This window comes from Paeniroseomonas aquatica, from assembly GCF_030409335.1.
Lineage (GTDB): Bacteria > Pseudomonadota > Alphaproteobacteria > Acetobacterales > Acetobacteraceae > Belnapia > Belnapia aquatica.
In genome coordinates this window covers 1-18,890 of sequence record NZ_JAUFPN010000153.1, presented here as the reverse complement: position 1 = coordinate 18,890, position 18,890 = coordinate 1, and the positions used below count along the sequence as shown (strand labels likewise).

The window sequence follows — 18,890 nt, the reverse complement described above, 5'->3', positions numbered from 1 at the left end:
GGAGTGACCCGCCATGGCCATCGAAGTCAGTAGTGCAGAATGGACCGGCAATGCCGGGTCCGATGCGCAGCCCACCCAGGTTTGCGGCGAATTCCACGACCAGACGCAGTTGGATACCGCGCTGTCGAAGCTGGAGGGCAGCCTGTTCCAGCGCGCGGATCTTTCGGTCCGTGTGCCGGGCCAGGAGGATACCGCCAGCCAGTCCGCGCAGGAGAACCCAGTCCGGGAGGACGACGCACGGAACCTGCGCCAGCTCGGCGTCGGCACCGCAGCCGCCGCCACCGCGATGGCGGCCGCCGGCGTGGTGATCGCCACCGGTGGCGCCGCCTTGCCCGCGGTGGTCGCCGCCGCCTCCGCCGGAGGCGCGACGGCAGCCATGGGCGAAGCCGCTGGCGCCGCGGCCACCCCGGATGGTGTCACCGATCAGGCCGGGATCACCGGCTCGATCCTGATGGTGCATGCAGATACTCCGGAGAAGCAGGCCAAGGCCGAAGAGGTTCTGAAGGCGGCCGGTGCGGCCCGGGTCTGGCGGCAACCCGCCGGCTGAGCTTCGGCAGCAGGCCGGTCTTGCCGGCCGGTCGCGGCAGCGCCCACACTCCGGTGGCTGAAGCTGGAGACTGGAATGCTGTCCCGCCGCGCTGCCATCGCCCTGTTGCTTCCGGCCACGGCGCAGGCCCAGCCGGCCTGGACCGACCGGCCGATGCGGCTGATCGTCCCGACCCTCGGCGGCGCCGGGACCGCCGATACCCTCGCCCGCATCCTGGCGCAGGAGTTGGAAAGGCGACTTGGCCAACGGGTCGTCGTGGAAAATCGGGCGGGGGCTAACGGCAACATCGGCGCGACCGCCGCTGCTCGGAGTCCGCCCGACGGCTCGACTCTCCTCTGGGGCTGGGCCGGGACCCTGGCGACCAATCCGGCTCTATACCGCGATCTGCCCTTCGATCCGGTGCAGGATTTCGAGCCGGTCGTACTGGTCGGCAATGTCCCGAACATCCTGGTCGTGAACAAGGGTCTCGGTCCGACCACGCTCGAGGGCTTCACCGCATTGGCCCGGGCCGAGCCGGGCCGGTTGCACTTCGGCTCCACCGGCAACGGCAGTTCGATGCATCTGGCCGGCGAGCTCTATCGCCAGACCACCGGCACCGACCTCGTGCATGTGCCCTACAGCGGTCCTGCCCCTGCGACGACCGACCTGCTTTCCGGCCGCATCCAGCTGATGTTCAACTTGGTGACCGGCGCCATGCCGCAGATCCGCGGCGGCGAGGTCCTGCCGATCGCGGTGCTGTCCGACCGTCGCGTACCGCAGTTGCCGGAGGTGCCCACCACCGCGGAGCTTGGCCTGCCCGGACTGGTCTTCGGCACATGGTTCGGAATTTTCGCTCCACGCGGGACCGCTCCGGCGGTGGTCAGCCGCATCAACGCCGTGGCGAATGAGGTACTGGGCAACCCTGCCGCGCGCCAGCGGTTGCAGGACGCCGGGATGGAGATCTACGGCGGCCAGCCCGAACGCTTGGCAGCCCATCTTGCCGACGAGCTGCGCCGCCATGCCGAAATCGTCCGCCGCAGTGGTGCGCGGCTGGATTGACTCCCGCAAGTGGCACCATGGGGGGCCTGGGCCTCAGAGCCCACCCATGTGACGGGTGGGCGTAGCCTAGAGCGGTTTGAGGTTGGCGGCGGCGGCCTTGCCGCGCTCCATCACGACGTCGTAGCTGACCTTCTGGTTCTCGTTGAGGCCCTGAAGCCCCGCCTTCTGGACGGCGGTGATGTGGACGAAGACGTCCTTGCCGCCATCCTGCGGGACGATGAAGCCGAAACCCTTCGTCGCGTTGAACCACTTCACGGTGCCGATCGCCATGCGATGCACCCTCCTCTCCTGAAGCGCGGACGCCGATCGCCTACGCGGAACAACCGGGCTTGATCGGCTTGAAGGCGCCCGGGATTTCGCCCCGGGAGGGCACGGCAAGGCGGGCCAAGAACGGCTGGCGACAATCAGTGGACACGAAACGGAACAGGGAAGTCAACGATCGCGCGCACGCGATTCCGTGAGTTGTCTCAACGAAAAAGGGGCGGGCCTTGCGGCCCGCCCCCCTGGTTCCGAAGCCCGGTTGCCCGGAGCTCAGAAGTCCATGTCGCCCATGCCGCCCATGCCGCCGCCGCCCGGGGGGCCGCCGGCCGGAGCCTTGCGCTCCGGACGCTCGGCCACCATGGCTTCGGTGGTGATCAGCAGCGACGCCACCGAGGCCGCATCCTGCAGCGCCGTGCGCACGACCTTGGTCGGGTCGATGATGCCGGCGGCGACCAGATCCTTGTAGGTATCGGTCTGGGCGTCGTAGCCATACTCGTAGGTAGCGGTGCGGAGCACCTCACCCGCGACCACGGCGCCGTCCTGGCCGGCATTCTCGGCGATCTGCTTCAGCGGCGTCTGGATGGCGCGCTTGATGATGTCGATGCCGACCTGCTGGTCGTGGTTGTCGGCCTTGACGTTCGCCAGGTTCTGCGAGGCGCGCACCAGGGCGACGCCGCCGCCGGGGACAATGCCTTCCTGAACCGCGGCGCGGGTCGCATGCAGCGCGTCGTCGACGCGATCCTTGCGCTCCTTCACTTCCACTTCGGTGCTGCCACCGACGCGGATGACGGCGACGCCACCGGCGAGCTTCGCCAGGCGCTCCTGCAGCTTCTCACGGTCGTAGTCCGAGGTGGTCTCCTCGATCTGCGCCTTGATCTGCTCCACGCGGCCGTTGATCGCATCCTTGGAACCCGCACCATCGACGATGGTGGTGTTTTCCTTCTCGATGCGGACCATCTTCGCCTTGCCGAGCTGCGCGAGGGTCACGCTCTCGAGCTTGATGCCGAGGTCTTCGGAGATGACCTCACCACCGGTCAGGATGGCGATGTCCTCGAGCATCGCCTTGCGGCGATCGCCGAAGCCCGGCGCCTTCACGGCCGCGACCTTCAGGCCGCCGCGCAGCTTGTTCACCACCAGGGTGGCCAGGGCCTCGCCCTCGACATCCTCGGCGACGATGATCAGCGGACGGCCCGACTGCACCACGGCCTCGAGGAGGGGAAGCATGGGCTGGAGGCCCGAGAGCTTCTTCTCGAAGATGAGGATGTAGGGGTTCTCCATCTCGACGATCATCTTCTCCGCATTCGTGATGAAATACGGGGAGACGTAGCCGCGATCGAACTGCATGCCTTCGACGACGTCGAGTTCGGTCTGGATGCCCTTGGCTTCCTCGACAGTGATGACACCCTCGTTGCCGACCTTCTCCATCGCCTGGGCGATCATCTCGCCGATCTCGGTCTCGCCGTTGGCGGAGATCGAGCCGACCTGCGCCACTTCGGCCGAGGTCGAGATCTTGCGGGTCTTGGCTTCCAGCTCGGCGACGACCGAGGCCACGGCCTTGTCGATGCCGCGCTTCAGGTCCATCGGGTTCATGCCGGCGGCAACCGCCTTCACGCCCTCACGGACGATCGCCTGGGCCAGGACGGTCGCGGTGGTGGTGCCGTCGCCAGCTAGGTCGTTGGTCTTCGAGGCCACTTCGCGCACCATCTGCGCGCCCATGTTCTCGAACTTGTCGGAGAGCTCGATCTCCTTGGCGACGGTCACGCCGTCCTTGGTGATCCGCGGCGCGCCGAAGCTCTTGTCGATGACGACATTGCGGCCCTTGGGGCCCAGCGTCACCTTCACGGCGTCGGCGAGAATGTCCACGCCGCGCAGCATGCGGTCACGGGCGCTGGCACCGAACTTAACGTCCTTCGCAGCCATGTGCGTACCTCATTGGATGTGGCCGTCCGTCGCTGCCGGGACATTGCTGCCCACGACGCGGTCCGGACCGCCGGTGTTGATGATCGTCGAAGGCGGGAGCTGTGAAGCTCAGGCGGCCTTGGCGACGGCGGGGGTGTCGAGAATGCCCATGATGTCGGACTCCTTCATGATCAGGAGCTCCTCGCCATCGAGCTTCACTTCCGTGCCCGACCACTTGCCGAACAGGATGCGGTCGCCGGCCTTCACGTCGAGCGCGCGGAGCTCGCCCTTGTCGTTCAGGGTGCCGGAGCCGACGGAGATGACTTCACCCTCCTGCGGCTTCTCCTTGGCGGTGTCGGGGATGATGATGCCGCCGCGGGTCTTCTCTTCGGCCGTCACGCGACGGACGAGAACGCGGTCATGCAGGGGACGGAAGCTCATGCGGTCCTCTCCTGTCTTTCTATCAAGGGTTCCCTCCTCCGGTCGTGGTGACCCGCGGATACCGCCCAGCGGCCCGCTAGCACTCCCCCCGGAGGAGTGCCAGCCATGTAGGACAGGCCCGCGCAGGCGTCAAGCGCAGGCCACGTGACAGATTCAATCCGCCGCGAAACAGTAGAACAATCCGGCCCCGCCCGTTGTCTTCAGCGCCTCCTGGCCGCAGCCGCGGCTCGGGTGGGAGGAGTTCCAGGACCTCGAGGCATCGTCGTCCCGCAGCCCCTCGCGGTCGTGGTGCCCGACCATCGCCGCGCCCTCGGCGCCGGAATAGGTCCAGTTGCGGCAGGTCCGGTCCTCCGCCCCGGCGAAGGCGGTGCCGTCCGGCTGGGAGCCGGTGAGGATGTCATGGGTATTGGGCGTGGACCGCCGGCCGTTGATCGGCTCCCCCTTCTCGGTCAGCGCCGTCTGCAGGGTCAGAGCATTGGTGCCGTGCAGTTCCGCCACGCTGTTGGCCACGACCTCGCCCTTGGCATTGCGCCAGGGGCCGCGGCCGATGCGGTCCCGCGCATTCACCCCGCCGGCGCCGCTGGTGCTGAGGTAGGCCCGCCAGGTGCGCCCGCCGGCGCCCGCCGCCTGGGCCAGCGACTGGCAGCGTGCGTCCGCCCCGGCCAGCCCGCCGAGGTCGGCGCCCTGGCCAGGGCCGCTGCTGGTGACGAAGAAGCCCATGGTATTCGGCTGCGCCACGGCGCCCAGCGCCAGCCCCGCCGCCGGCACCAGGGCCAGCAGCCAGTGCGATGCCTTCATCGTTTCCTCCCTCCGGCCAGCCTTTGGTGGCCGTGCCTCGGCCGAGTGTCCGACGTTGCCGAAGCGGCTGCAACCGCCATGGCTTGCGCACCGGGCCGCCCGGCGCGAGGCTCCGGCAACCCCGAGGACCATCCGATGCCATCCGACGATTGGCGCGCCCGCGCCGGCAGCCCCTTCACCCCCGAAAAGCACCCCGCCCGCGGCCGCCGCGGCATGGTCGTCACCAACCACCCGCTCGCCTCCGCCGCCGGGGCGGAGATGCTGGCCGCCGGCGGCAACGCCGTCGATGCGGCCGTCGCCGCACTCTTCGCCCTGACCGTGGTCGAGCCGATGATGGTCGGCCTGCTCGGCGGCGGCATGATGCATCTCCGCCTGCCCGACGGCCGCCATACCGTGCTGGACGGCCTCTCCACCGTCCCCGCCGCTGGTACCCCCGGCATGTATACCCCCCTCTCCCAGGACTGGCCCGCCGCGCTGGAGACCGAGGGGCGGGCCAACTCCCTCGGGCCCACGGCGGTCGCCGTCCCGGGCAACCTGCTCGCCTGGGCGGAGGGGCTGCGCCGTCACGGCCGCCTGCCGCTGGCCGATGTCATGCAGCCCGCCATCCGCCTGGCGGCGCGCGGCTATGCCATCACCCCCTACCTCGGCGAGTGCATCCAGGAAGCGGCGCCGGACCTGGCGCGCGACTCCGCCATCAGCGCCCTGCTGCTGCCCGGCGGCAGCCCGCTCCGCCCCGGCGATCGCCTGGTCCAGGGCGCCGCGGCCGAAACGCTCCGCACCATCGCCGCCGAGGGCCCCGGCGCCCTGCATGGCGGCGCCATCGGCGCCGCCGACGCCGCCCATGTCCAGCGCCTGGGCGGCATCCTCACCGCCGCCGACCTGCGCGACTTCAGGCTGGAGGAACGCGCCGCCGTCCGCGGCAGCTATCGCGGCTACGAGGTCGTCGGCCCGCCGCCGCCCTCCTCCGGCGGCGTCCATGTCATCCAGATGTTGAACATCCTGGAGGGCTTCGACCTCCGCGCGCTGGGCTTCGGCACGGCGGCGACCACTCACCTGATCGCCGAGGCGCTGAAGATCGCCTTCGCCGACCGGGCCGCGGCGACCGCCGACCCTGCCTTCGTCACCGTCCCGGTCGACCGCCTGCTGGCCAAGGCCTATGCGGCCGAACGCCGCGCGCTGCTCGACCGCGACCAGGCGCGGGACTGGCACGCCGGGGTCGCGGCCGGCGAATCACCGAACACGACCCACCTGACGGTCGCCGACGACGAGGGCCACATCGTCTGCGCGACCCATACCATCAACAGCCTCTTTGGCGCCCGCTTCCTGATCCCCGAGGCCGGCCTGATCCCCAACAACTACATGGCGCTGTTCGACCCCCGTCCCGGCCATGCCCTGTCGATCGCCCCGGGCAAGCGCATCACCACCAGCCAGGCCCCGTTGATCGCGCTGAAGGATGGCAAGCCTTTCGCCGCCCTCGGCCTGCCCGGCGGTCTCCGCATCTTCGGCTCGGCCATGCAGGGCCTCATCGCCCTGATCGACCATGGCATGTCGCTGCAGGAAGCGGTCGAGGCGCCGCGGGTCTGGACCCAGGGACAAGCGCTGGAGGTGGAAGGCGGCATCGCGCCGGAGGTGCGGATGGAGCTCTCGGCCCTGGGTCATGAGGTCGTCGTGCTGCCGCACGTGGCGGGCGGCATGTGCGGCATCCGCTTCCATGCCGATGGCGGGTTGGAGGGCGCCGCCTGCTGGCGGGCGGATGGCACCGCCATCGGCCTCGGTGGCGGCCTGGCGCGGGATGGGGTGCGTTTCTGGCCGGACCGTCCGCGCCCCTGAGGGCACCGCCGGCCGGCCGGCAAGGATCGAAACTACTCTAGGCAGCTGTAACTTCAGCGCGATTTGCCTTATTGGTGCCAAGCACGGCTTGCCGTAGCGCCAGGGGCCATACGCTATGCCTGCAGTCGCCACGCCGACCATGCCGCAGCGCCGCAGCGAGTCGCATCCCCGCACCCGGCGCCGCTACGGATGGGCTTCCCCCGGCTTCCCGCCTGGCCATGGCCTTCATGCTCGCCGTGGTCTTCAGCTGGCTCCTCGGCCTACTGTGGCGGCAGGATCGGCTGCAACTGGATTGAAGGATTGGGGCATCGGCTGCCTGCTCATCGCGGTGGCCGCCCTCATCCGCAGCACCCTCGGCCGACTGCCCCAATGGCTTGCCATCGACGGCGCAAACTCGGCCCTGGCGCTGGCCTTCGGATGCTTCCGGGCCGGGGCGCAGCGTTTCGGCAGGCGACGGCCGCATCTGCCGATCCGCCTTGCCGGGGTCCTGGCCTAGCTGCCGTCCTGCCCCTGATCATGGACTCCTTGCTCGCCGAACTGGCCAGGGTCACGGAACGGACACGGCTGCCCAGATCCCAGGGAAGGCCGCAGGGGGCCTTCGCCGGGCTGAGCCCCGCGGGGCTGCCGTCCGCGGCATGAACCCTGCATGCTGGGACCCAGCATCCCGCGGAGCTTCCCCATGCCCAAACCCTTCCACCTCGGCTGGTTCCTCCAGGGCTCCTCCGCCCAGGCCTGGGGCGAGCCCTTCACCGGCACCATCGGCACCGACTGGATGGCGCCCGACCTGTTCTGCGACATGGCCCGCCACCTCGAGCGCGCCTGCTTCGACTACATCCTGATCGAGGACAGCAGCTACGTCGGCGAAAGCTACGGCAATTCGCGCGAGCTGTACCTCAAGCACGCGCTGGCCGTCCCTCGCCAGGACCCGGCCATCACCGCGACGCTGATGGCGGCGGCGACGAAGCGCATCGGCATCGTCCCCACCTTCGCCACCTTCACCCATCCGCCCTACCTGCTGGCGCGGATGATCGCCTCGCTCGACCAGATCAGCAGCGGCCGCATCGGCTGGAACATGGTCACCGGCAGCTCGGACGTTGCCGCCCGCAACTACGGCCTGCCCGCCCTGCCGGAGCACGATGTCCGATACGACATGGCCGATGAATACATGCAGGCGGTGAACGGCCTCTGGGACAGCTGGGAACCCGGCGCGCTGATCGCCGACCGCGCCAGCGGCGTGATGATCGACCACACCAAGGTCCATGCCGTCGATTTCGAGGGCCGCTGGTACAAGACCCATGGCCCGCTGAATTCCGGGCCCTGCCCGCAGGGCCGCCCGGTCATCGCCCAAGCGGGCGGCAGCAACCGCGGCCGCCAATTCGCCAGCGCCAATGCCGATACCATCGTCGCCGGCGTCAAGGGCACCGCCGGCATGAAGGCCTACCGCGACGACGTCCGCGCCCGCGCCGCGGCGCAGGGCCGCGACCCGGACCGGGTGAAGGTGCTCTTCCTGGTGAACCCCGTCATCGGCCATACCCAGGCCGAGGCCGAGGAACGCCTGGCCCAGCGCCGCGCCCGCGCCGAGGCGCAGATCCCACAGCTGCTGGCCTTTTTCGGCAAGATCACCAACATCGACTTCGCCCAGTACGACCTGGACACGCCGGTGAACACGCTCGACCTGCGCACCAACGGCCATCAGCAGAGCCTGGACGACTTCAAGCGCACCGCCGGCAGCAAGTCGCTGCGCCAGGCCATGCTGAGCTACCGCGGCACCTCCGGCTCGATCGAATTGGTCGGCACGCCGGATGCCATCGCCGGGCAAATGGCGGAGGCGATGGAGGAGGTCGGCGGCGACGGCTTCCTCTTCTCCATGACCGACGTCAGCCGCCGCACCATCGCCGAGGTGGCGGACGGTCTGGTGCCCGCGCTGCAGGCCCGCGGCCTGACCCGCCGCGCCTATGCGCATGCTCAATTCCGCGACAATTTGCTGGAATTCTGAGGCGGGCTATCCTGGCCGCAACAACGTCCAGGAGCACCCCCAATGGCCCCGCGTATCGTCATGATGGACAGCGCGCTGAGCGCGGCCGAGATTGCCCGCGAGCTGGCTCCCGCCGGCATGGAGCTGGTGATCGCCCCCTTCGGCGGCCCCGAGTTCAAGGCCGCCGCACCGGGCGCCGATTTCCTCGTCGGCTTCGGCAACAAGGCGATCGATGCCGGCTTCTTCGCCACTGCGCCGAAGCTGAAGCTCTTCCAGCTGCTGTCGGCCGGCTACGACACGGTGGATATCGAGGCCGCCCGCGGCGCCGGCATCCCCGTGTGCAACAACGGCGGGGCGAACAGCACCGCGGTTGCCGAACACGCGCTGATGCTCATGCTGGCAACCTGCCGCCGCCTGGTCTGGCAGCATGAGAGCGTGGTCGCCGGCCGCTGGCGCGGCAACAACCCCGGCAGCACCAAGCTCTTCGAGCTGCGCGACAAGGTGCTGGGCATCGTGGGTCTCGGCGCCATCGGAAAGAAGGTCGCGAGGCTGGCCAATGCCTTCGGCATGACCGTCCACTACTACGACATCCGTCGCGTCTCCGAGGCGGAGGAGGATGCGCTCGACGTCCGCTTCAAGCTGCTGAACGAGATCCTGCGCAACTCGGACATTGTCTCGCTGCACGTACCGCTGACGCCCGCCAGCAAGCACATGATCGGCGCCGCCGAGCTCGCCCAGATGAAGCCCAGCGCCTATGTCATCAACACCTGCCGCGGCCCGGTGATCGACGAGGTGGCGCTGACCGCGGCGCTCGAATCCGGCGGCATCGCCGGCGCCGGCCTCGATGTCTTTGACCAGGAGCCGCCTCCGGCCGACAACCCGCTGTTCAGGCTGCCGAACGTCATCCTGACCCCGCATTTCGCCGGCCCCACCTGGGACAACCAGCAGGCCCGCTTCCGCAACGCCTTCGACAACTGCCAGCGGGTGGCGCGCGGCGAGAAGCCGCTCTGGATCATCCCCGAGCTGGCGTGAACGCAGGCGCCGGCCGCACGGCCGGCGCCCGTCTGCTCAGCCCTCGTAGGCGACGGTCCGCTGGGTCTGCTCGCCCAGCCCCTGGATGCCGAGGTGCATGGTCTGCCCCGCCTTCAGGAAGATCGGCGCCGGCTTTTTGCCGAGGCCTACGCCCGGCGGCGTGCCGGTGAAGATCACGTCGCCCGGATGCAGCGTGATCATGTGCGAGACATAGGAGACGATGGTCTTCACCCCGAAGATCATCGTCCGCGTGCTGCCATCCTGCATCCGCACGCCATCGACGTCGCAGAACATCGTCAGGTTCTGCGGATCCGGCACCTCATCCTTGGTCACCAGCCAGGGGCCGACCGGGCCGAAGGTGTCGCAGCCCTTGCCCTTGTCCCAGGCGCCGCCGCGCTCGATCTGCCACTCGCGCTCGGAGACGTCGTTGCCCAGCGCATAGCCCGCCACATGGTCCAGCGCCGCATCCTCGCTGACGCACTTCGCCTTGGTGCCGATGACGATGCAGAGCTCGACTTCCCAGTCGGACTTCACCGAGTTCTTCGGGATGATGACGTCGTCGTTCGGGCCGCACAGCGCGCCGAGCGACTTCAGGAAGACGATCGGCTCCTTCGGCACCGGCGAGCCGGTCTCGGCCGCATGGTCGGCATAGTTCAGCCCGATGCAGATGAGGTTCTTCATCCCCGTCGTCGGCGGCCCGATGCGCGGGCTGCCGGAGACGGCCGGCAGCGAAGCCGGATCGAGCGCGGCGAGCTTCGCCAGCCCGGCGGCCGACAGCGCCTCCCCGGCGAGATCGGGGATCACGCCCGAGAGGTCACGAAGGGTGCCCGAGGCATCGAGCATGCCGGGCTTTTCCTGGCCATCGGGGCCGTAGCGCAAAAGCTTCATGGATCGTCTCCTACCTGAATGCGCCGGCGTTGCGCCGACGGGAAAACTAGAGGGTCCAGCCACCGTCGATGACGATGGCCTGCCCGGTCACGAAGGTGCTTTCCGGCGCCGAGAGATAGACCACCAGCGCCGCCATCTCCTCGGCCGTCGCCAGCCGCCCCATCGCCTGGCGCGCGACGAAGGCCGCGCGCGCCGCCTCCAGCGACCCGGCGGCCGCGGCATTGGCTGCGACCCGCTCGCCCAGGCTCGGCGTATCGACCGTGCCGGGGCAGAGGCAATTGCAGCGCACGCCCCGGGTCACATACTCGGTTGCGACCGATTTCGTCAGCCCGATCACCGCCGCCTTGGTGGTGCCATACAAGAAGCGGTTCGGCGCCCCCTTCACCGAGGAACAGGCCGAGGACATGTTGACGATGGAGCCGCCGCCCTTGGCGACCATCGCCGGCAGCGCCGCGCGGATGGTCTGCCACATGGACCGGACGTTCAGCGCGAAGCCGAAGTTCCAGTCCGCGTCGGTGCAGGTCTCGATGGTGTTCTGGTGGACGAAGCCGGCGCAGTTGAAAAGCACGTCGAGCGGCCCTGCGTTGGCGATCGCCGCGGCCACCGCCGCATCATCCAGCACGTCGAGCGCCAGGCATTCGATGCCCGAGGCCTCGAGCCCCGCCAGCTTCGCCGCTTCGCGGTCGGTCGCCACCACGCTGGCACCTTCCGCCGCATAGGCCAGCGCGGTCGCCCGGCCGATGCCCTGCCCGGCCGCCGTCACGAAGCACCGCTTACCCGCCAGCCTGCCCACCATGGCCGCATCCCCACCCCTGATGGGGTGCCATGATCACGGCCCTGCGGGTTCCGTCAACCGGCAGGCGGCGCGCAGCCGCCACGGGCTGCGGCAGAGACACGGGTTGGTGGTGCTACCGGGCCGAGGCCAGCCGGCGGGCGGGCGGCGTCACCCGACTTCCAACCAGCGGCGGCGGGGCGGCGGGCGGCAGACCGACCAAGACCCTTTGATTTTGCTCCAGGGTCCGGTGCATGGCTGCCGAAGCGGCCGGCTCCCTCGCAGCAGGCTCGGCAAGCGCGGGCATGGCGGCGAAGCCCAGCAGCAAGGCCGTGGTCAGGGATGCGGCTTTCAGCATGGCGGTTCCGATTCTGGTACCGGCCCGGCCGGCATCACCGCAGCAGATGGATGGCCGGTGCCGTGGTACCAATCCAGAACATCTATGGCGCCCATCCGCCGCGCGGATGCCGCACCGGCTACTGGACGATGATGCGGACGAAGTAGCTCCGCGTCTCCGCCATCTCGGCCGCGCTGGCCGGCGTGCGGCTCTGGACCTGCTGCGCCTGACGCCCGCCCGTTGAATTGAAGGTCGCCCGGCCGGCGGTCGACAGCGTCGGGCTCCCGTTCTCCCGCATGCCGATCAGCTGGATGAAGACCTCGCGCGCCTTCTCCTGCTGGCGGATCGTGGAGGCGGTGAACAGGAAGCTGCGCAACGCTTCCTCCGGCGGCGCCTGACGGCCGGACCGCTGTTCCGGGTGCACCAGGAAGTTGTTCACCCGAATGCCGCCGCCGTTCAGTTCAAGCTGCTCGAGGTCGCCGACCGCGATCCGGCTCCAGCCGCTGTCGTAGAGCTGCGCCAGGGCGACGCCCGGCAGTGCCAGGGTCAAGGCGAGGGCGAAGATGGCGGTACGGATCATGTCGTTGCTCCCGGAAAGGCAATCGCTGCCGGCCCCCGCATCTTGCCCGCACACACGAGAGGCGCCGCCGGAGCGACGCCCGGCGCCAGGCCGCAAGGATCGGCATGCCCTGCCCCGGGATAACACCCGGGATGCCGCAGGGTTCGGCAGCCGGGGGCGACAGGCGGGGCGGCGCTGTCCTAGTGGTTGTGCCGGCTCTCCCCCCGCGTCGTCAGCACATCGAGGTAGAGCGTCGCCGGCTCCAGGCAGCCGCCGGTGCCGAGTTGCCCGACCATGCTGCGCTGGATCTCCTCCCAGGGGGTCTTGTTCGGCAGCTTGGGCGGCACCCAGGCCGCCCGCCGCGCCGCCAGCTCCGCCTCCGGGATCATCAGGTCCACCTTGCGGGTGTTGAGATCGATGCGGATCGGGTCACCCGACTTCAGCAGCGCCAAGCCCCCGCCCACCACCGATTCCGGGGAGATGTTGAGGATGGAGGGGCTGGCCGAGGTGCCGCTCTGCCGCCCGTCGCCCATGGTCGGCAGGCTGTCGATCCCCGCCTTGATCAGCGCCGCCGGCGGCTGCATGTTCACCACCTCGGCGCTGCCGGGGTAGCCGACCGGGCCGCAGTTGCGGATCACCAGCACGGTGTGGTCGTCGATCCCCAGCGAGGGATCCTCGATCCGGTCGTGGTAGTCCTCCGGCCCCTCGAAGACCACGACCTTGCCGTTGAAGACATCCGGCGGGTCGGACAGGAAGCGGTTCCTAAAGGCCTTGTCGATGACGCTGATCTTCATCACCGCGCTGTCGAAGATGTTGCCCGACAGGATGGCGAAGCCCGCCTTCTCCTTCAGCGGCGTGGCATAGGCGCGGATCACCTCGCGGTCGGTCTCCGGCAGGGTCTCGAGGTTCGAGGCCATGCTGCGGCCGGTCACCGTCATCGCCCCCCCATGGATCTTCCCGGCCTCCAGCAATTCACGCATGACAGCCGGCACGCCGCCCGCCCGGTGGAAGGCCTCGCCGAGAAACCGCCCCGCCGGCTGGCAATCGACCAGCAACGGGATGTCGTGACCGAGCCGGTCCCAATCCTCGATCTTCAGCTCGACGCCCATGTGCCGGGCGATGGCGATGATATGCGGCGGGCAGTTCGTGCTGGCCCCCAGCGCGCTGGCGGCGACGATTGCATTCTCGAAGGCCTGCCGCGTCAGCACATCCGAGGGCCGCAGGTTCTCATGCACCATCTGCACGATGCGCTGGCCCGTCGCATGCGCCATCTGCCCCCGTTCGCGGTAGGGGCCGGGGATGGCGGCGCAGCCCGGCAGCGACATGCCCAGCGCCTCGGCCAGCGAGTTCATCGACAGCGCCGTGCCCATGGTATTGCAATGGCCGACGCTGGTGCTGCTGGAGGCCACCAGCTCCATGAAGCCGTTGTAGTCGATCTTGCCCTCGGCCAGCAGCTTGCGGGCTTCCCAGACGATGGTGCCGCTGCCCGTCAGCCGCCCCTTCCAATGCCCGTCGAGCATCGGCCCGCCGGAGAAGACGATGGCCGGGATGTTGACCGTCGCCGCGCCCATCAGCACCGCCGGCGTCGTCTTGTCGCAGCCGGCCGTCAGCACCACGCCATCCAGCGGATAGCCGTGCAGCACCTCGACGAGCGAGAGATACGCTAGGTTGCGGTCCAGCGCCGCGGTAGGCCGCTTGCCCGTCTCCTGCACCGGGTGGATCGGGAATTCCAGCGGGATGCCGCCGGCATCGCGGATGCCCGCCTTGATCCGGTCCGCCAGCGCCAGGTGGTGCCGGTTGCAGGGGGCGATGTCGCTGCCGGTCTGGGCGATGCCGATGATCGGCTTGCCCGATTGCAGTTCGCCCCGGGTCATTCCGAAGTTAAGGAAGCGTTCGACATAGAGCGCCGTCATCCCCGGGTCCTCCGGGTCGTCGAACCAGCGCTGGCTGCGCAGCTTGAAGGATTTCTTGGTCTGGTCTGATCCGGCCATGGCATTCACTCCCGCTGGCACAAGGCTGGGTCGGCCCGGGCGGGGTGTCAACGCTCTCGTGATGGGCAGGCGGACGCTTTGCAGGAGCCGGCGATCCCCTGCGCCGGCGCGTCACCCGCCCCGATGCCCCACCCCCACATGGCGAAGCCCGCCCAGGGGGGGGGCAGCCGAGTCGTCGGGGCTGCCGGCTAATCCGGCTGCGTCCGGATGGGCGCGGCGTCCGGGTTAAGGGGCGCCCCGTGGCGCTAGGCGATGGCCTCCTCCAGGAAGACCTGCACCGCCTGGAACAGGGCCCCGCGATTGCGCTCCATCAGGATCGTATGCGTCCCCTCCGCCAGCTGCACCAGCCGCTTGCCGGGGCTGTTGGTCAGCAGCGGGAACAGCGCATTGGCGAGCGCCGGCGGGGTGTCCCGGTCCCATTCCGCCACCACGAGCAGGGTCGGGGCGGTGATCTTGGCCGGGTCGTAGAAGGGCTTGCCGGCCTGCCAGAACTCCCGGCTGTCCTGCACCACGCCGTTCGGCGCCCGCAGCGCCGGCGGGTTGCGCCGCAGCCCTTCCGGGTCGGTCGCCCAGGTGACACCCGCCCAATGCTCGAACCAGCCGGGCGGGATCAGCGTCGCGCGCTTGGCCTCCGGCACCCCGGTCAGCCAGCGCTCCCGCGCCTGTGCCTGGGTGACGTAGCGATAGGCTCCAAGCGTGCCGCCGGCACTGGCGGCGGCGAGGCTCGGCCCCTCCCGCAGCCATTGCGGTGCGAACAAAACCAGACGCTCGACCACTGCCGGGTTGTCGGCGGTGAAGCGCCCCTGCAGCCCGGTCCCCCAGGACCATCCCATGTGGATGATCTTGGCCAGTGACCGACGCTGGCGGATGAAGGCATTGACGGCGCCGATATCCGCGACGGCCTGCTCGCCCCGTACCAGCGGCGGGTTGGCCTCCGGCGGCTGCGCCATCTCCGGTGGCCGGGTGCTGCGGCCATAGCCGCGCAGGTCCATGCACCAGACGTCGAAGCCGCGTCCGGCGATGTAGTCCATCCAGGACAGCCCGCCGAGCGGCAGGTCGAAGGCGGTATGCGCCGGATAGGTCGCGCCATGCACGAAGAGCAGGGTCCGGTCGGGCCGGGCCGCCACACCCTCGGGTCGTTTGTTGCGGACGAAGAGCTCGATCCCCGGCGTGCCCGAGGGCACCATGAACTCCTCGGTGACGATGGGGGGCGCGCCCTGGGCCTCGGCCGCGGCGGGGATCAGGCTGGCGGCCGCCAGGGCGGCGGCTGGGGGGGCGGCGAGCAGCGCGCGGCGTTGCATGGGGGCACTCCGGTTCAAACCTTGGACAGGGAACCTTGGGGGCAACTGTGGCCCGAGGGCAACCTGCCGCGGCAGCCGCCACGGTCCACCCTGCCCCGCGACAGACGTCATAGGCCTGTCATCACCCCCTGGGCTACACCCCGCGGATGGAACGCAAACACGGCACCGGGTGGCGGGCGGAAGCCCGGGTCACGCTCGGCCTCGCCTGGCCGCTCGCCCTCACCAACCTCAGCCAGCACGCCCTGGCCGTCACCGATGCCATCATCCTCGGCTGGCTTTCGACCGAGGCGCTGGCCGCGGCGACGCTCGGCGCCAACCTCTATTGGGCGTTGATGGCGCCCTCCCTCGGCACCGCCCTGGCGGCCGGGCCGATCCTGGCCCAGGCCCGTGGCCATGGGCAGCGGGCCGGGCATGGCCGCGGCTGGGTCCGGCAGATGCGGCGGGGCGCCCGCAGTGCCCTGGTCGCCTCGCTCATCCTGCTGGTCCCCTCGCTGCTCATCCTCTGGCATGCCGGGGACCTCCTCCGCCTGCTCGGCCAGGACCCGGGACTGGCCGCCGCCGCCGGCACCTATGTGCGGGCCATGATGTGGGGGCTGATCCCCTTCTGTGGCTTCATCGTGCTGCGCGGCTTCCTCGCGGCGATGGAGCGGCCCGGACCGGCGCTGTTCGTCACCGGCGTCGCGGTGGTGGCCAACGCGGTCTTCGGCTGGCTGCTGGTCTTCGGCGTCGGCGGCTGGCACGGCTTCGGCATCCTCGGCGCCGGCCTGGCCAGCACGCTGGCCAACCTCCTGATGCTGGGCGGCCTGCTGCTGGTGGTGGCGCGCGACCGCCGGCTCGGCCGCTTCCGCCTGCTCGGCCGGTTCTGGCGCAACGACCCGGCCCGGCTGCGCGAGGTCTTCCGCATCGGCCTGCCGATCAGCGGCCAGATGCTGCTCGAGATCGGCGTCTTCAGCGCGGCCGCCCTGGCCATGGGCGGCTTCGGCGCGGTCGCCGTCGCGGCCCATGCCATCGCGCTGCAGACCGCGGCGCTGACCTTCATGGTGCCCATGGGCATCGGCCAGGCCGCGACGACGCGGGTCGGGCTGCTGGCCGGCGCTGGGGATCTCGCCGGGGCGCGGCGGGCCGGCTGGGTCGCCATCGGGCTCGGGGCAGGCTTCATGCTGGCGACGGCGACGCTGCTGATCCTCGCCGGCCGGACGATCACCGGGGCCTTCCTCAACCCGGCCGAGCCGCAGGCCGCCGCCGCCGCGACACTCGGCGCGGTGCTGCTGACCATCGCCGGCATCTTCCAGCTGGCCGATGGCGTGCAGGCGGTCGCGGCCGGCGCGCTGCGCGGGCTGAAGGATACCAGCGTGCCGATGCTCTTTGCCGCGCTCGGCTACTGGGGCCTCGGCATGCCGATCGGCGTCGGCCTCGCATTCTGGGCCGGCCTCGGACCGGCCGGGCTTTGGGTCGGGCTTGCCGCGGGCCTGGGCATCGTCGCGGGGCTGATGCTGGCGCGCTGGCGTCGGCTCTCCCGCGAAAGCGCCGCCGCCATCGCCTGAAGGTCCTGGCGGATGGGTGGCGGACGGCGCCGCGCCAGGGGCCATCCGCCTTGCCCAGTGGCTGCGTCTGGCCGGCCTCGCCACCGGCATTGTTCGGGCCAGGCGCAGCCCCGGACCCACTGCGGCGACGCCGGTGGCCGCCCATGCGGGCGCGCACAGACGGGTGAGTGGCCAAGCGCGCCCTGCTGGCCTAGCGGGGGGCCTCACTCTCCGGAGCCCTGCCATGCAGACCCGATCCCTGCTGTTCGCCGCCCTGGTCGCCGCCCTGTCCCTCGCGGACCCGGCGCTGGCACAGGAGGCCGATGCAGCGCTCGGCCAACGCCTGTTCGACGTGATGGCGCGCAACAATCCCGAGGTACTGCCGGGCCGCCGGGTCAACCACGCCAAGGGCGCGGTCTATGCCGGCACCTTCACCGCCACGCCGGATGCCGCGATGCTCAGCACCGCCCCGCACCTCCAGGGCCAGCCGGTGCCGATGGTGATCCGCTTCTCGCTCGGCGGCGGCGTCATCGCCGTGCCGGACAAGGCGGTACCGGTGCATGGCATGGCCATGAGCTTCCAGCTGCCCGACGGCCGCTCGACCGACCTCATGTGCATCAACATGCCGGTCTTCGTCTCGCCGACGCCGGAGGAGTTTATCGCCTTCAACAAGGCCGCCCAGGCCAGCCCGCCGAACAGCCCGCAGCCGACCGCGCTGCAACGCTTCATCGGCAGCCATCCGGCGGCGCAGCGCTTCGTCGCCGGGCTGAAGCCGATGCCGCAGAGCTTCGCCACCGACAGCTACTTCGCGATCCACGCCTATCGCCTGACCAATGCGGCGGGCGAAACCCGCGCCATCCGCTGGCGCATCCTGCCCGAGGCCGGCTACGCCGCCCGCAGCGCCGAGGAAGCCGCCGCCAGCCCGCCGAACGCGCTGTTCGATGAGTTGGAGGCCCGCACCAAGGCCGGCCCCGTCGCCTTCCGCCTGGAGGCCCAGATCGCCGAGCCCGGCGACCCCACCAACGACCCCACCATCGCCTGGCCGGAGGAGCGCCGCGTGGTCAATCTCGGCCGCATCCTGGTAACCGGGGAGGTGCCAAATTCGGCCGAGGCGGAGAAGCCGATCGGCTTCCTGCCTGGCAAGGAATTGCCGGGGCTGGCGCGCGGCGACGATCCGTTCTTCGCCGCCCGCGACGCGGTCTATGCGGTGGCCTTCGCCCGGCGCAATCCGTGACGCCGGGCTGGCCCGACGGACCAGTCGGCATGGCAACGCCCCAGACCATCGCTGGCCCGGGGCGCGCGCCCGTTAGTCGATCGGGGGCTTAGCTGCGGCCGCCACCGTGGCTGGCTTGGCCGCCCTTACGGCCGGCTTCGCTGGCCTTCTCCCGGTCATTGGCGAAATTTCCGCCGCTGCCGCTGCCCTGGCTGGCTTGCTGACCGCCGCCGCTGCCGCCGCCCTGGCTGGCTTGGCCGCCCTTGCTTCCGGCCTCGGCCGCCTTCTCGCGGTCGTTGGCGAAATTGGCCGGGTTGTTCTCCTGTCCCTGGTGCGTCCCACCGACACGGCCGGCTTCACGCGCCTTCTCAGGTTCATTGGCGAAGTTACCGGGATTACCGCTGGTGTTATTTGCCATGGTGTTTCCTTTCTTTCGGCCTCGCCTTATACCAAGTCTCCGAGAGCGTGACTCGTTTGGGATTCCC

Annotated in this window: 19 protein-coding genes; 8 read left to right on the top strand and 11 right to left on the bottom strand. The window is 70.1% G+C overall.

Annotated elements, in window-relative coordinates; all coding sequences use genetic code 11:
- Positions 1 to 13 precede the first annotated feature (13 nt).
- Together QWZ14_RS15245 and QWZ14_RS15240 are read left to right on the top strand one after the other, a co-directional pair.
- Positions 14 to 547 carry a hypothetical protein gene (locus QWZ14_RS15245; RefSeq protein ID WP_290317585.1) on the top strand — a complete coding sequence of 178 codons (534 nt, stop codon included), beginning with the start codon at positions 14 to 16 and terminating at the stop codon, positions 545 to 547.
- Positions 548 to 700: 153 nt separating this feature from the next.
- A complete protein-coding gene (locus tag QWZ14_RS15240; RefSeq protein ID WP_290317584.1) occupies positions 701 to 1,585 on the top strand; it encodes a Bug family tripartite tricarboxylate transporter substrate binding protein in 885 nt (294 codons plus the stop codon).
- A 66-nt stretch (positions 1,586 to 1,651) separates the two neighbouring features.
- Here the strand turns inward: QWZ14_RS15240 and QWZ14_RS15235 are convergent, their stop codons facing one another.
- The 4 genes from QWZ14_RS15235 to QWZ14_RS15220 form a co-directional block, all read right to left on the bottom strand.
- Complete coding sequence (locus QWZ14_RS15235; protein WP_290317583.1) at positions 1,652 to 1,855, bottom strand: cold-shock protein; 204 nt, start codon at positions 1,853 to 1,855, stop codon at positions 1,652 to 1,654.
- 261 nt (positions 1,856 to 2,116) lie between these two features.
- Positions 2,117 to 3,766: a chaperonin GroEL gene (groL, locus tag QWZ14_RS15230; protein WP_290317582.1), complete on the bottom strand. Its 1,650-nt coding sequence runs from the start codon at positions 3,764 to 3,766 to the stop codon at positions 2,117 to 2,119.
- 108 nt (positions 3,767 to 3,874) lie between these two features.
- A complete protein-coding gene (gene groES / locus QWZ14_RS15225) occupies positions 3,875 to 4,186 on the bottom strand; it encodes a co-chaperone GroES (RefSeq protein ID WP_290317581.1) in 312 nt (103 codons plus the stop codon).
- A 153-nt stretch (positions 4,187 to 4,339) separates the two neighbouring features.
- Positions 4,340 to 4,984, bottom strand: a complete 645-nt coding sequence (locus QWZ14_RS15220; protein WP_290317580.1) for a hypothetical protein — start codon at positions 4,982 to 4,984, stop codon at positions 4,340 to 4,342.
- A 135-nt stretch (positions 4,985 to 5,119) separates the two neighbouring features.
- On the opposite strand from QWZ14_RS15220, the gene ggt reads away from it, so the two are divergent.
- From ggt to QWZ14_RS15200, 4 genes are all read left to right on the top strand, one after another.
- A complete protein-coding gene (ggt, locus tag QWZ14_RS15215) occupies positions 5,120 to 6,814 on the top strand; it encodes a gamma-glutamyltransferase (RefSeq protein ID WP_290317579.1) in 1,695 nt (564 codons plus the stop codon).
- Positions 6,815 to 7,106: 292 nt separating this feature from the next.
- Positions 7,107 to 7,310, top strand: coding sequence for a hypothetical protein (locus QWZ14_RS15210; protein ID WP_290317578.1), 204 nt, complete (start codon positions 7,107 to 7,109; stop codon positions 7,308 to 7,310).
- 183 nt (positions 7,311 to 7,493) lie between these two features.
- Positions 7,494 to 8,810 (top strand): NtaA/DmoA family FMN-dependent monooxygenase, encoded by a 1,317-nt coding sequence (locus tag QWZ14_RS15205; RefSeq protein ID WP_290317577.1) that lies wholly within the window; start codon positions 7,494 to 7,496, stop codon positions 8,808 to 8,810.
- Positions 8,811 to 8,852: 42 nt separating this feature from the next.
- Positions 8,853 to 9,821 carry a 2-hydroxyacid dehydrogenase gene (locus tag QWZ14_RS15200; RefSeq protein WP_290317575.1) on the top strand — a complete coding sequence of 323 codons (969 nt, stop codon included), beginning with the start codon at positions 8,853 to 8,855 and terminating at the stop codon, positions 9,819 to 9,821.
- Between the two features lie 36 nt (positions 9,822 to 9,857).
- Here the strand turns inward: QWZ14_RS15200 and QWZ14_RS15195 are convergent, their stop codons facing one another.
- From QWZ14_RS15195 to QWZ14_RS15170, 6 genes are all read right to left on the bottom strand, one after another.
- Positions 9,858 to 10,709, bottom strand: coding sequence for a fumarylacetoacetate hydrolase family protein (locus tag QWZ14_RS15195; RefSeq protein WP_290317574.1), 852 nt, complete (start codon positions 10,707 to 10,709; stop codon positions 9,858 to 9,860).
- A 46-nt stretch (positions 10,710 to 10,755) separates the two neighbouring features.
- Positions 10,756 to 11,505, bottom strand: a complete 750-nt coding sequence (locus QWZ14_RS15190; RefSeq protein WP_290317573.1) for an SDR family oxidoreductase — start codon at positions 11,503 to 11,505, stop codon at positions 10,756 to 10,758.
- Between the two features lie 112 nt (positions 11,506 to 11,617).
- Positions 11,618 to 11,839, bottom strand: coding sequence for a hypothetical protein (locus tag QWZ14_RS15185; RefSeq protein WP_290317572.1), 222 nt, complete (start codon positions 11,837 to 11,839; stop codon positions 11,618 to 11,620).
- Between the two features lie 118 nt (positions 11,840 to 11,957).
- Entirely contained in the window at positions 11,958 to 12,398 is a 441-nt protein-coding gene (locus QWZ14_RS15180; RefSeq protein ID WP_290317571.1) for a hypothetical protein, read from the bottom strand.
- Positions 12,399 to 12,577: 179 nt separating this feature from the next.
- Entirely contained in the window at positions 12,578 to 14,368 is a 1,791-nt protein-coding gene (locus QWZ14_RS15175) for an IlvD/Edd family dehydratase (protein ID WP_290317570.1), read from the bottom strand.
- 245 nt (positions 14,369 to 14,613) lie between these two features.
- Positions 14,614 to 15,669 (bottom strand): alpha/beta hydrolase, encoded by a 1,056-nt coding sequence (locus tag QWZ14_RS15170; protein WP_290317569.1) that lies wholly within the window; start codon positions 15,667 to 15,669, stop codon positions 14,614 to 14,616.
- A 146-nt stretch (positions 15,670 to 15,815) separates the two neighbouring features.
- Between QWZ14_RS15170 and QWZ14_RS15165 the strand changes: the two genes are divergently transcribed.
- Positions 15,816 to 17,213 (top strand): MATE family efflux transporter, encoded by a 1,398-nt coding sequence (locus QWZ14_RS15165; protein WP_290317568.1) that lies wholly within the window; start codon positions 15,816 to 15,818, stop codon positions 17,211 to 17,213.
- Between the two features lie 223 nt (positions 17,214 to 17,436).
- Complete coding sequence (locus tag QWZ14_RS15160; protein ID WP_290317567.1) at positions 17,437 to 18,426, top strand: catalase family peroxidase; 990 nt, start codon at positions 17,437 to 17,439, stop codon at positions 18,424 to 18,426.
- Between the two features lie 88 nt (positions 18,427 to 18,514).
- Here the strand turns inward: QWZ14_RS15160 and QWZ14_RS15155 are convergent, their stop codons facing one another.
- The gene (locus QWZ14_RS15155; RefSeq protein WP_290317566.1) at positions 18,515 to 18,823 is read right to left on the bottom strand and encodes a con-10 family general stress protein; all 309 of its coding nucleotides are present in this window, start codon (positions 18,821 to 18,823) and stop codon (positions 18,515 to 18,517) included.
- Between the last annotated feature and the right edge of the window lie 67 nt (positions 18,824 to 18,890).